The sequence below is a fragment of the Vibrio hyugaensis genome (assembly GCF_002906655.1).
GTDB lineage: Bacteria > Pseudomonadota > Gammaproteobacteria > Enterobacterales > Vibrionaceae > Vibrio > Vibrio hyugaensis.
This window is the reverse complement of sequence record NZ_CP025794.1, coordinates 1,150,884-1,164,068: the sequence shown is the minus strand read 5'-3', so window position 1 is coordinate 1,164,068 and position 13,185 is coordinate 1,150,884. Positions and strand designations below refer to the sequence as shown.

Sequence of the window (13,185 nt, the reverse complement as noted above, 5' to 3'; positions counted from 1 at the left end):
TATGTCATCGGACTCCAATAACATATTTGGGTTCTTTGATGAGTTTGAAGTCTCACAGGGAGAGTCTCAATCGCTTCCAATAGAGCTATTTCAAGAGCCCGTTGAAATCTTATCGACCCTAGACAGTCAGCCGGAAAGGATACAACAAGAAGTCATCCGTCGTATCAAAATCATCGCTTTCGTGGAGAAGCGTTTAAAAGGTGGATGGATCGAGAAAAACTTGAACCCTATCTTAAGTCTCGTGGAATCGGAATTGCAGCTCACTCCCCCGAGTTGGCGAACTTTAGCAACATGGAAAAAGTCCTACTTTGAAGCGGGTAAAGACCCATGTGCACTTATTCCGAAGCATGCGTTTAAGGGCAACCGCCAAAAAGAAATGGATTCGCAATCCTTGATTGACGAGGCAATTCAGAACGTATACCTGACACGTGAGCGGCTAAGTGTCGCAGATGCATACCGATATTATAAGAGTCGTGTGATTCAAATAAATCGTGGGATTGTCGAGGGAAAAATCAAGCCAATTTCAGAGCGTGCTTTTTATAATCGAATACACGACCTACCTCCTTATGAGGTAGCGATCGCAAGGTTTGGCAAACGATACGCAGACCGAGAGTTTCGCTCGGTTGGTCAGCAAGTCGCTGCGACCAAACCTATGGAATATGTCGAAATTGACCACACCCCAGTTCCAGTGATTTTGATTGATGACGAGCTAGATATTCCTTTAGGGCGACCCTACCTGACGATGCTATATGACCGCTTCAGTAAATGTATCGTAGGGTGCAGTATCAACTTTAGAGAGCCTAGTTTTGACTCTGTCAGGAAGGCACTATTGAACTCGCTACTAGATAAGAGTTGGGTAAAGCAAAGATATCCATGTATTGATAATGAATGGCCTTGCCACGGTAAGATTGACTGTTTAGTTGTCGATAATGGTGCCGAATTTTGGAGTCAAAGCTTGGAAGATTCTTTACGGCCTCTAGTGTCTGACATCCAATATAGTCAAGCAGCTAAGCCTTGGCGAAAGTCTGGGATAGAAAAGCTGTTTGATCAGATGAACAAAGGGTTAGTGAACGCACTCCCTGGAAAAACATTCACCAATCCTACTCAACTTCAAGATTACAATCCTAAAAAGGATGCGGTGGTTAGAGTTTCCGTGTTTCTTGAGCTACTTCATAAGTGGATTGTCGACTATTACCATATGGCACCTGATTCAAGAGAACGTGACATTCCATACCACAAGTGGAATCAATCGGAATGGACTCCCTCTTACTACAGTGGTGCTGAGAAGGAGCAGTTGAGAGTTGAGCTAGGTTTGCTTAGACACAGAACCATTGGAGTGGCAGGGATCAGGCTTCATAACCTACGCTATCAGTCCTCAGAACTTATTGAGTACCGTAAATATTGGGCGTCCAACAATGGCAAAAAGCTGTTTGTTAAGACCAAAACAGACCCTTCTGATATCAGCTATATTCATGTTTATCTAGAATCGGAAAAGAGGTACATAAAAGTTCCAGCGGTAGACAACAGCGGATATACAAAAGGGCTGTCGCTTTTTGAACATGAGCGAATACAAAAAGTACGCAGGCTCAATACTAAGCAGCTTGCTGATGATGAAGGACTGGCGGATACATTCCTATATCTGAAAAAACGTATTCAGGAAGAAACCGATAGGCTCCACAGTGCAAAAAGTAATAAGTCTAGCTTGCCTAAAACGGGTAACACTTCGAAATTAGCAAAGTTTAATGATGTGGGGTCAGAGGGGCCAAGCTCAATCAATACGACTCCAGTTAAACAAGAAACCACTGTAGTGTTCGATGTCTCAGAGCGGTTATCTGATGATGATTTTGAAGATATTGAGGGGTATTAATTTGAACTTAACATCTAGGCAGTTTGAACAGCTAAGATCCTTTGAAACCTGCTTTATTGAATACCCTGCAATTGCTGAAATCTACTCTATTTTCGATCAACTTCGTTTTAACCACTCTCTTGGTGGTGAACCTGAGTCTTTCTTGTTAACAGGTGAGACCGGCAGTGGAAAGACCGCGCTGATTAACAACTACTTATCACGCTTTCCGGCGAGTTCAACTTGGAGCAAACAACCTGTTCTTAGCACCAGAGTGCCGAGTCGTATAAATGAACAGAGTACGCTTACGCAGTTTTTAGTCGATTTAAATGGAAAGTCCGGCGGAAGAGGTACCCGTCGACTTAATGAAATTGCCCTTGGTGAGGCTGTCGTAACACAACTTAAACGTAAATCTGTTGAGCTGATTATCGTCAATGAAATTCAAGAGCTTGTGGAATTTTCTACAGCAGAAGAAAGGCAAGCTATTGCTAATACGTTCAAATATATAAGTGAAGAAGCAAAAGTCTCGTTTGTGTTGGTCGGTATGCCATATGCTGATGTCATAGCGACAGAGCCACAATGGAATTCACGATTAAGTTGGAGACGAAAGATTCATTATTTTAAGCTGTTGAAAGCTAACAGCCATTTGAGTGGATCGGGACCTTATGGCTTTGACTTGGAGCAAAAAAAACATTTTGCCAAATTTGTCGCGGGCTTGAGTGCGAGAATGGGCTTTGATGAGCCGCCATTGCTTACAAAAAACGAAGTGTTATTTCCTTTGTTCGTTATGTGCCGAGGGGAGTGCCGAGCGTTGAAGCACTTCTTGAAAGATGCACTACTTATGAGTTTCAATGAGAACGTCGATACGATAGATAAAGCGTTATTGTCGCGTACGTTTTCATTTAAGTTTCCCTATTTGGATAATCCCTTCAATTGTCCTGTAGAGGATCTTTGTTTTCATCAAATTGACTCTGGATCGTCTTACAACGTAAATGCCATTGCTTTGGAAGATAAGATACTTGCTCCACGATTTACGGATGCAATTCCGCTGAGCATGTTATTGACCAAAAATGGACTTAAAGCTTAACTATTAACCCTCGCTCTTTAGATTCGTCAGCAACGCTGCCTTCTCTTCATCAGTCATCTTATCAATGGCACACGCCAATTCAGCGCTCAACTCGTTCCTACAGAAAAAGTAGTTCAAGGGAACATCTAACTCTTCAGCCATACGTTCGAGTGTACCAATATCTGGTACGTGTCTACCTTTCTCATAATGGTTCATTCGCCCACTAGCAGAACTTGGTTCCATACCAATTTTCACCCCTAAATCTTTTTGGGTGATCTTGGCTTTTTTACGCGCAGCTTTGAGCCTCGCTGGGATTGGGTTGTCTTTCTGCACTTACACATTTCTTTTCAACCTTTAGATAACTTAGATTGTCTAAGTTTTACTGATTTTTGTATACTTAGCAATCCTAAGTTTTTATTGCGTGCAAGAGTCACATGAAGAAAGTAACCAGAATTAACCCTGATATGTTTAACCTATTGATTGAAAAAGGGATGGATGACTTCTCTGTTATAGATGCTAGGGATGCCTTGTTAAACGGTACTTCAGCCTTTTCGAGTAGGGACGACGCTCGAAAGTATGTTTACAAGCAACTTTTATCATTTGAGGAGAAAGGCTGGCTTTCTGTCACTGGGACTCGCAGGGACAAGCGCTACCATCAAACTAACGACTTCAAAGCACTCATAATCGAGCCGAGAACGCCCTGCAAAAGAAAGGCCACTAAGGAATCAGTGTCTGGTCAAATTCTCGATTCTTCCCTAAATACACTGGAGCAAGAGAAAAAACAACATGAAGGTGAGCTAGCGATTACTCTGGGGGAAATAGAAGAGTATCAATCGTTACTAGTGCGCTTTCCAAACAACAAGCAAGAGATACAACCACTATTTAATTCGGCAAGAGAGCGCTCAGCTAAGCTATTGGGCAGAATTAATGCACTAACGAACTGGATGCAAGTGGTGCAAGGTAATGCCCAAAGATGTTGAGAACATGGCAAGCTGAGTGCGTAGATCAGGCTATCAATAAGTTTTCATCAAATCGACGCCCACATTTTTTCTGTCAAGCCACTCCTGGTGCGGGTAAAACGGTCATGGCAGCAGAGGTTGCTAAGCGTCTTTTTCAAGAAGGTATGATTGACTTAGTTCTCTGTTTTTCACCGTCGCTTTCGGTTGCCGAAGGGATGAAAAACACCTTTTCATGGAAATTGGAATGTTCCTTTAATGGAGGCTTGGGGTCTCTTGGGGGCTCTTACACCTATCAATCCATCCGTTTTTTAGATGAAAACTTCTGGAGCACCGTTAGTAAATATCGGGTATTAGTCGTATTTGATGAGATCCACCACTGCTCGTTTGATTATGAGGGGCGGTCAAATTCATGGGGGCTAGAGATTGTGTCAAAAATACAAAGCTTTGCTCGTTATACTCTGGCTCTATCGGGTACTCCTTGGCGCTCTGACCGTTTACCGATTGTTATGGCTGAGTATTCTGATCCAGAAGGCATGCTTGTTTGCGATTATCAATACGGCTTGCAACAGGCAGTTTTTGATGGTGTATGTCGCCAACCTAAAATTGCCTTGATAGACAACGAGCATTTGAGTATCCAGATTGGTAATAGTAATCAGAATTTTGCTTCCATTTTGGAATGCCTTAAAGAATCCGATGTTTCTTATCAAAGCGTAATTCACAATGAAGAGGCAATGGATTACATCTTGAATAGTGCCTGTAAAAAGCTAGCGCAGATCAGGGAAATTTCGCCAAACGCAGGCGGGTTGGTGGTGGCTGCTTCTATCAAGCACGCGAAAGATATTCAAACGCGGCTTGTTGAACACTTTAATCAATCGGCATGCATCGTGACTTATCATCATGATAATCCGTTGAATGAAATTGAGTCTTTTCGTCACTCGAATGTTCAATGGATAGTTAGTGTTGGAATGATAAGTGAAGGAACGGATATCCCTCGGCTGCAGGTTTGTTGCCATATGAGTTCGGTCAAAACGGAACTCTATTTTAGACAAGTCCTTGGGAGAATATTGAGAGTTAATGACTCACCTAACCAAGAAGCATGGTTATATACCTTTGCTGAAGAAAGCTTGGTCAAGTTCGCAGAACGTGTAGAAGAAGATATCCCAGAGTCTTGTATGTTTGTTGGTATTGAAAACTCAGTAATTCCACGTTGTGCAAACTCATCTTCGGAAGAGGCTGGCACAACGTATGAATCACGAAAAAACGATTTTCGAAAACTTGAGTGGGCTACAGGTACTTTTATTGAAAGTACGAATAGTGATTTTTTAGCCTTTGAAGAATCAGAACGTATCAAGTTAGGGGCCTTTCGAGAGCGAGTGATAGCGGCTTTTGACTATGTTTAATCTCCCAAGCCTACAATTTGTGATCGGATTACCCATTAACCATACTATTGTTGCGTTCTTATTCTTCACCCATATGAACTTTGTTATATAATCCGTCGCAATTCAGTATGGAATCAAAGTCGTATGGTCGAAAAGTTCTCCAAGTCTCAGCTGTCTGAAGCCGACATCATCTCCAAGTTCATTCTTCCCGCTATTAAAGAAAATGGCTGGGATGACATGAACCAAATCCGCCAAGAAGTAAAACTGCGTGACGGTAAAGTTGTGGTTCGTGGTCAGATTGCCGCACGTAAGAAAGTGAAGTCTGCTGATATTGTGCTGTATCACAAACCAAGTATGCCGCTTGCTGTAGTGGAAGCGAAAGCGAACAAGCACGAAATTGGTAAGGGAATGCAGCAAGGCTTGGATTATGCGTCACTACTGGATGTTCCGTTTGTGTTTGCTAGTAATGGTGATGGGTTTGTATTTCATGACAAAACGAACCCTGCGCAACTAGAAACAGAAATCAGACTCGAAGACTTCCCATCCCCTCAAATGTTGTGGGAAAAATACTGCCAATGGAAAGGTTACTCAGACGAGCAACTGCCGCTAATTACACAAGCTTACTACGATGATGGAAGCGGTAAATCTCCGCGTTACTACCAATTAAATGCGATTAACAAAACCATTGAAGCTGTCTCTGAAGGAAAGAACAGAGTGTTGCTGGTGATGGCAACGGGCACGGGGAAAACCTACACAGCATTTCAGATCATTTGGCGTTTATGGAAGTCCGGTGCGAAAAAGCGCATTTTGTTTTTGGCAGATCGCAATATCTTAGTTGACCAAACGAAGAACAACGATTTCCAGCCATTTGGTACTGCCATGACCAAAATTGGAAACCGCAATATCGATCCTGCTTTTGAAATTCACCTAGGTCTCTACCAAGCGATGACGGGGCAGGAAGAGCAGAAGAAAATCTTTAAGAACGTGAGCCCTGACTTCTTTGACTTAATTGTTGTTGACGAGTGTCATCGCGGTAGTGCGTCTGAAGACAGCGCTTGGCGAGAAATTCTGGAATATTTTAGTTCCGCTACTCAAATTGGTTTGACTGCTACGCCAAAAGAAACAGACGAAGTTTCTAATATTGAATATTTTGGTGAGCCTGCTTATACCTATTCTCTAAAGCAAGGGATCGAAGATGGATTCCTCGCTCCTTACAAAGTGGTTCGTGTCGATCTCGATGTAGACTTACAAGGTTGGCGTCCAACCAAAGGTCAGAAAGACAAGCATGGGGAAACCATCACTGATCGCATCTACAACCAAAAAGATTTCGACCGAACAATGGTGATAGATGAGCGAACAGCATTAGTTGCTCAAACCATTACTAAATATTTAAAACGTACAGATCCGATGGCGAAAACCATCGTATTTTGTAACGACGTCGACCATGCAGAGCGTATGCGACGTGCCATTGCTAACTGCAACCCAGAGCAAATGGCGAAAAACGAAAAATACGTAATGAAGATTACAGGGGATGATGAAATCGGCAAAGCTCAGCTTGATAACTTCATTAACCCGAAAAAAGCATATCCGGTGATTGCAACAACATCTGAATTGATGACGACGGGGGTCGACGCAAAGACATGTAAATTGGTTGTACTTGATTCGACGATCAAATCCATGACCAAATTCAAGCAGATCATTGGTCGGGGCACGCGTATTGATGACCGATTTGGTAAGCTGTGGTTCTCTATTCTTGACTTCAAAAAGGCGACAGAACTCTTTGCAGATGAACGTTTTGACGGTACACCAGAAAGGGTAAAAGTTACTAAACCAGAAGATTTTGAAAACCCAGATGATCTCAACGATATTGTCGATGGTACAGGTGATAAAGGGGCAGATGACTCGTCTTTCGAGGATGATATAGACCCCACTACAATTTCTAAACCGACGACGCCAACAGATACCCCAACGGATGGAGGTAACACCTCTGAAGGTGGAGATGAACCGATTCAAGAAGAAGTGCGCAAGTTTTATGTGTCTGGTGTTTCGGTAACTAAGGTCGCGGAGCGTGTCCAGTACTATGACAGTGACGGTAAATTGGTAACGGAATCATTTAAAGACTATACCCGCAAAGCAATGGCAACGCAGTTTGCGTCAATGGATGATTTCACCAAGAAATGGAATGATGCAGATCGCAAGCAAGCCATTATTGATGAACTTGCTGAGCTCGGCATTATATGGGAAGCGTTGGAGCAAGAAGTGGGCAAAGACATGGACCCATTTGATATGATTTGTCACGTTGTATATGACCAACCGCCATTGACTCGAAAAGAGCGAGCGGAGAACGTGAAAAAGCGCAACTACTTCACTAAGTACGGTGAAACAGCACAGCAGGTACTGAATAATCTACTGGATAAGTACGCGGATGAAGGCGTTCAAGAGATTGAAAATATTCATGTATTGAAAGTAAAACCTTTCGATGAAATGGGTCGACCGATTGAAATCATCAAGAAAGGCTTTGGTGGTAAACCTAAATATCTTGCCGCCGTTAAGGAGCTAGAAGAAGCTATCTATCGCTCTGCATAGTGGATATTTGTGATGGATTACAAAGTATTTATCGATAATGATGCTGAGTATTTGAAGTGGGTAGAGCTCAATGAAACTGGGTTTGTTGTCAATACAACTCGTACCAAACGTAAAGCGTATCGCGTCCTACATAAAGCGTCCTGTCGACACGTCACAACCAGACAGAGCTGGCAAGGTGATGGGGCGTTTACCTCTAGGGACTATATCAAAATATGCGCACCAACAATTGACTCTCTAAGGGCTTGGACTCGTGCTGAGGGCGAAAGCTCCGGGCAGTTCTCCCAAGAGTGCGCATCATGTAAGCCTTGGTTGTCGGAGTCTTACACCGAGGTAAGTAGTGCTTCAGGTGGCCTAAGTCTAGAAAATGTAAAAGATCTGCATGATAAGTACTTAGAACTGATCAAGTTCGAGGTCGAGCAATTAGGTGTAAAGCCGACTGAGGCAAGGCATCTGATTGGTCGTTTGGGAGAGTTTTATTGTGCTCTCACAGTGAACGGCACCATCTCTCACGTTGTGAATCAACATGGTTTCGATGTTTTGGCGCAAGATGGAAGACGAATTAGTGTCAAAACGACAGCTCAGAAGAGTGGCTTTGTTCGTATTTCAGAAAAGACGCTTGATAAGGTTGATGATCTTATGGTGATTCAATATGCCAATGGGCGCCTCGATGAAGTCTATTTCGGAAACATTCAGTTGGCCATATCTCATGCTAGATACTACGACAACCTCAAAGCATATGAGCTTGATATATCTAAAGCTCGTGCGCTCTCTTCAGCTCAGGTAGTTGCTACCGAAATTTAAGTTTGTTCCTCATCCAGCTCTATGGATACTTCCCGCAATTGAGCCATCATATTCTCATCAAGACAATGATGAGGCACGTACTGTGGCTGAATCATTCCTAAATTGAGCGCCTGATAGTCTGGGTGTTCTGAGAGTGTACGAAGGTACCGGTCGAGTATCGCTTCATTTGTCGATGAACGCTGAAGTTGTTTTTTAAGCTTTTGTGCTAATTTATTGATTTCTTGATGATCTGTTTCTTTAAAGTCATCGCTGCCATAAAGCTCTTCATAAAGTACATCGGCAAATTTTGCATGGCTCCAACCAAGCGTATTGAGTGCATTTTGAATTTGTTGTTGCTTTGTCCCCATATGTCCCCACTGGTGTTGATAGTCTGATTTTGTCTTAGCGAAGACACCTCAAATAAACGTTAAAAAGGAAAACAACATGTCTAAAAATAAAACACCAATGACACCAGAAGCCGCTGCTCGCATCCAAGGTAATGCCGCAAAACAAAATGGTGGGCAAGTTCCTAAAGGTGACTTTGCTGGCCGAGCTCAACGCGCGGCTGCTCACAACCAAAAACAAGGGAAATAGGAGTTCATCATGAATAAACCAGCTTCAAGTACACCAAAAGGTGGTGCTAAGCCGAATCCAAATTACCCAAGCACGACGGGCAAACCATCGAGCGGTGGTCGAGGAAATACCCCTAAAAACAAATAGCTGTACATACCCAGAGGCGCACTAGCGCCTCTTTTTCGTTTATTTACTCAACAGCTTTTAGAGTTGTGGATGAATGCTGCGATAAACGGCTTGTTGTCAGCTTTATATTCCGAATACGGGATGGCTTTTTCAGTTTTACTCATCGCACATAAACAAGTATCTCGCTTGTTTTCATACCAGCTTACATCGACCATATTTTGGGAAGAATTCACGCAGGTATCTATGATCGCGTACTCCACTTCCAGAGGATAGCGTTCTTCATCGAAAGCATTATTCACTTGGTAACCACCAAAAGCACCAATAAGCAATGTGGTACTTGCTGATACCCATCTTCGCTTACTAAAGCTAAAGCCTTTAAAACTCTTCTCGCACTCTTTACAGGAGATATTCTCAGCAAACTCGATGTCATTATCGGCTTGGCAATGGGGGCATTCTATTTTCATTAGCAACTAACATGATTGACTTATAAGTATTTATTGAATCTATAATTCTAGCGTGATTATACGCCTACATTCATAGACATAAATCGATTTTTTCGAGCGATGTTCTGCTATAATTCGCCCCAATTTTCAGTTAGCTAAAGTAGTAAAATATGTCTATCAGTTCTGTAATTAAATCCATTCAAGACATTATGCGTAAAGACGCAGGTGTTGATGGTGATGCTCAACGCCTTGGTCAAATGTCATGGCTTTTATTCCTAAAAGTATTCGATGCTCAGGAAGAAGAGCTAGAGCTGGAAATGGATGACTACAAAACACCGATTGATGAAAAATATCTGTGGCGTAATTGGGCAGAAGATGCAGAAGGTATTACGGGCGACAAACTGCTGGAATTTGTAAACGATGACCTGTTTTTTCATCTAAAGAACATGACGGCGCCGGTAGATAAGAACCCGCGTGGCTTTGTGGTAAAAGAAGCGTTCAGCGACGCGTTCAACTACATGAAGAACGGTACGTTGCTACGCCAAGTCATCAACAAGCTTAATGAAATTGACTTTACCGACTCTGATGAACGTCACTTGTTTGGGGATATCTACGAGCAAATCCTGAAAGACCTCCAAAGCGCAGGCAATGCAGGTGAATTCTACACCCCTCGCGCGGTAACTCGTTTTATTGTAGACCGCTTAGATCCGAAGCTTGGCGAATCTATTATGGACCCAGCAACGGGTACGGGTGGCTTCCTTGCTTGTTCATTCGATCACGTTAAAAACAACTACGTGAAAACGGCGGCTGACCATCAAACGCTGCAAAAGCAAATCCACGGTGTAGAGAAGAAACAGCTTCCGCATCTACTGTGTATCACCAACATGATGCTGCACGGTATTGAAGTTCCAGTGCAAATCAAACACGGTAATACGCTGAACAAGCCGCTTTCAAGTTGGGACAGTAACATCAATGTGATTGCGACCAACCCTCCGTTTGGTGGTACAGAAGAAGATGGAATCGAGAAAAACTTTCCTGCAGAGATGCAAACTCGTGAAACTGCTGACCTGTTCTTACAGCTTATTATTGAAGTGCTTGATGAAAACAACGGTCGAGCAGGCGTGGTATTGCCAGATGGCACCTTATTTGGTGAAGGCGTTAAAACCAAAATCAAAAAAATGCTGACTGAAGAGTGTAACCTGCACACTATCGTTCGCTTACCGAATGGCGTGTTTAACCCATACACAGGTATCAAAACCAATATTCTGTTCTTTACCAAAGGTAAGCCAACAAAAGAAGTATGGTTCTACGAGCACCCATACCCAGAAGGTGTGAAGAACTACAGCAAAACCAAACCAATGAAGTTTGAAGAGTTCCAACAAGAGATTGATTGGTGGGGCAATGAAGAAGACGGTTTTGCAAGCCGTGTAGAGAACAACCACGCATGGAAAGTCTCGATTGAAGAGATCATCGAGCGCAATTTCAACCTAGATATTAAGAATCCATATCAAGAAGAAGTGGTAAGTCATGATCCGCAAGAGTTACTAGAAGGCTATCAACAGCAGCAACAAGAGATTACAGAGCTGCGTAACAAGCTGAAAGGCATTCTTGGTGATGCACTGAAATCATCTGTAGGTGAGGGTGAATGATGAGCCTTGACCAAGCACCTATCAATCAATTGATTACAGACAATATCGATACTTGGACTTCAACAGTAAAAACCAAAGCAACCACAGGGCGTGGCAGCAGCAAAAAGCTAGAGCTGTATGGCGTTAAGAAACTGCGTGAGCTGATTTTAGAATTGGCGGTGCGCGGTAAGCTAGTACCACAAGATCCAACGGATGACCCTGCTTCTGTTTTACTAGAACGAATTGCGAACGAGAAAGCGCAGTTGGTGAAAGATAAGAAGATTAAGAAACTGAAGAAGTTACCATCTTTGACGAAAGAAGATTGTCCATTTGAATTGCCCGATGGGTGGGCGTTTTCTCAACTAGCGAACCTATCCTATGTTATTACAAAAGGTACTACGCCTACATCTGTAGGTTATGACTTTACTTCGTCAGGGGTAAACTTTGTAAAAGTTGAAAATATTGATAGAGAAAGCATCACTAATAGTGCGATTAGCCAATATATCTCATATGAAACTAATGATGCATTAGCCCGATCTAGCTTAGATGAAGGGGATATTCTTTTCTCGATTGCAGGTACTATTGGGAAAACATGTTTAGTTAAAAAGTCTGATTTGCCAGCAAATACCAATCAAGCTTTAGCTATTATTAAAGGCACTTCAACCGTTTTTACACCGAAGTTTTTACTACTTCAGCTTGGATCTTTTGTTTCAAAAAAAACAAGGGATAAAGCTAGAGGTGGTGCAATGCCAAATGTGTCTTTAGGTGATTTAAGTGAGTTAGTTACAATTGTCCCCCCAATGACTCATCAACACCGCATTGTCGCAAAAGTCGATGAACTAATGACACTCTGCGACCAACTAGAGCAACAAACCGAAGCCAGCATTGCGGCACATCAAGTGTTGGTGACAACGCTGTTAGACACGCTCACCAACTCTGCAAACGCTGAAGAGTTAATGCAAAACTGGCAAATGGTTGCGGAGCACTTCGATACCCTGTTCACTACAGAAGAGAGCATCGACCAACTGAAACAAACCATCTTGCAACTGGCGGTAATGGGTAAGCTTGTCCCACAAGATCCAAACGATGAGCTGCAACCAAATGATTTAGTTACTGTTGTTAAAAAGCAGAGGACAATATCATCTTTAGCTAAGAACACTGGGAAAGTTGACCTAAATACATTCGAATTCTTTTCAGAGAAACTTGCACTTCCAAGCAACTGGACTGTTCATCCATTAGCAGAAATCGTATTAGCGGTTGTTGATTGTCCGCACTCAACGCCTAAATGGACGGATAATGGTGAAATTTGTGTTAGGACTACACAAATGGCGCCATTCTCATTAGATTTATCTACCAGCCGTTACGTTAGCTCTGATACATATCTGAAGAGAATAGAAAGACTTAAACCCGAAAGTGATGATGTTTTATATAGCCGTGAAGGGGGAATACTTGGTGTTGCGTGCAGAGTACCTTCAGGTGTTGAACTTTGCTTGGGACAAAGAATGATAGTTATTCGTCCTTCACGGTTAATTACTTCAAGGTTTCTGGAACTGGTTCTAAATTCTCCTCTGGTTAATGAAATAGCTCGACATAATACAACTGGTGGAGCAGCTCCAAGGGTCAACGTTAATGTTATCAAAGGCTATCCGACCCCTCTTCCTCCTTTAGAGGAACAAAATCGAATTATAACAAAAGTTGATGAGCTGTTTTCCGTGTGCGATGCCCTTAAAGTTCGCTTAAAAGACTCTCAAACAACTCAACTTCACCTCACTGACGCTATTGTTGAGCAGGCGGTGTAATCG

At 42.6% G+C, this 13,185-nt stretch carries 12 protein-coding genes; 9 read left to right on the top strand and 3 right to left on the bottom strand.

From position 1 onward, the window contains the following. Position 1: 1 nt before the first annotated feature. Positions 2–1,867, top strand: coding sequence for a Mu transposase C-terminal domain-containing protein (locus tag C1S74_RS05890; protein WP_045403567.1), 1,866 nt, complete (start codon positions 2–4; stop codon positions 1,865–1,867). Further along, positions 1,836–2,930 (top strand): TniB family NTP-binding protein, encoded by a 1,095-nt coding sequence (locus C1S74_RS05885; RefSeq protein ID WP_181137093.1) that lies wholly within the window; start codon positions 1,836–1,838, stop codon positions 2,928–2,930. Before C1S74_RS05890 ends, C1S74_RS05885 begins: the two co-directional genes overlap by 32 nt. A 3-nt stretch (positions 2,931–2,933) precedes the next feature. Here C1S74_RS05885 and C1S74_RS05880 read toward each other — a convergent pair whose 3' ends face one another. After that, a complete protein-coding gene (locus tag C1S74_RS05880; protein WP_045403570.1) occupies positions 2,934–3,242 on the bottom strand; it encodes a helix-turn-helix domain-containing protein in 309 nt (102 codons plus the stop codon). A 101-nt stretch (positions 3,243–3,343) separates the two neighbouring features. Between C1S74_RS05880 and C1S74_RS05875 the strand changes: the two genes are divergently transcribed. The 4 genes from C1S74_RS05875 (at position 3,344) to C1S74_RS05860 (ending at position 8,634) form a co-directional block, all read left to right on the top strand. Beyond that, positions 3,344–3,889, top strand: coding sequence for a hypothetical protein (locus C1S74_RS05875; protein ID WP_045403573.1), 546 nt, complete (start codon positions 3,344–3,346; stop codon positions 3,887–3,889). Further along, on the top strand, positions 3,883–5,268 hold the full coding sequence (locus C1S74_RS05870; protein WP_045403574.1) for a DEAD/DEAH box helicase: 1,386 nt from the start codon (positions 3,883–3,885) through the stop codon (positions 5,266–5,268). The genes C1S74_RS05875 and C1S74_RS05870 overlap by 7 nt, the downstream gene beginning before the upstream one ends. Before the next feature lie 123 nt (positions 5,269–5,391). Further along, a complete protein-coding gene (hsdR, locus tag C1S74_RS05865; protein ID WP_045403577.1) occupies positions 5,392–7,833 on the top strand; it encodes an EcoAI/FtnUII family type I restriction enzme subunit R in 2,442 nt (813 codons plus the stop codon). 12 nt (positions 7,834–7,845) lie between these two features. Beyond that, positions 7,846–8,634 (top strand): DUF6998 domain-containing protein, encoded by a 789-nt coding sequence (locus C1S74_RS05860; protein ID WP_052437325.1) that lies wholly within the window; start codon positions 7,846–7,848, stop codon positions 8,632–8,634. Here the strand turns inward: C1S74_RS05860 and C1S74_RS05855 are convergent. Next, a complete protein-coding gene (locus C1S74_RS05855) occupies positions 8,631–8,981 on the bottom strand; it encodes a hypothetical protein (RefSeq protein WP_045403580.1) in 351 nt (116 codons plus the stop codon). The two genes, C1S74_RS05860 and C1S74_RS05855, sit on opposite strands and share 4 nt — an antisense overlap. 76 nt (positions 8,982–9,057) lie before the next feature. On the opposite strand from C1S74_RS05855, the gene C1S74_RS05850 reads away from it, so the two are divergent. Continuing rightward, a complete protein-coding gene (locus C1S74_RS05850; RefSeq protein WP_096030954.1) occupies positions 9,058–9,207 on the top strand; it encodes a hypothetical protein in 150 nt (49 codons plus the stop codon). 173 nt (positions 9,208–9,380) lie between these two features. Here C1S74_RS05850 and C1S74_RS05840 read toward each other — a convergent pair whose 3' ends face one another. Continuing rightward, positions 9,381–9,776, bottom strand: coding sequence for a hypothetical protein (locus tag C1S74_RS05840; protein ID WP_045403582.1), 396 nt, complete (start codon positions 9,774–9,776; stop codon positions 9,381–9,383). Between the two features lie 149 nt (positions 9,777–9,925). Between C1S74_RS05840 and C1S74_RS05835 the strand changes: the two genes are divergently transcribed. Both C1S74_RS05835 and C1S74_RS05830 read left to right on the top strand, forming a co-directional pair. Next, positions 9,926–11,404, top strand: coding sequence for an N-6 DNA methylase (locus C1S74_RS05835; protein ID WP_045403585.1), 1,479 nt, complete (start codon positions 9,926–9,928; stop codon positions 11,402–11,404). Beyond that, positions 11,404–13,182: a restriction endonuclease subunit S gene (locus C1S74_RS05830; protein ID WP_045403638.1), complete on the top strand. Its 1,779-nt coding sequence runs from the start codon at positions 11,404–11,406 to the stop codon at positions 13,180–13,182. Before C1S74_RS05835 ends, C1S74_RS05830 begins: the two co-directional genes overlap by 1 nt. Positions 13,183–13,185: the final 3 nt, after the last annotated feature.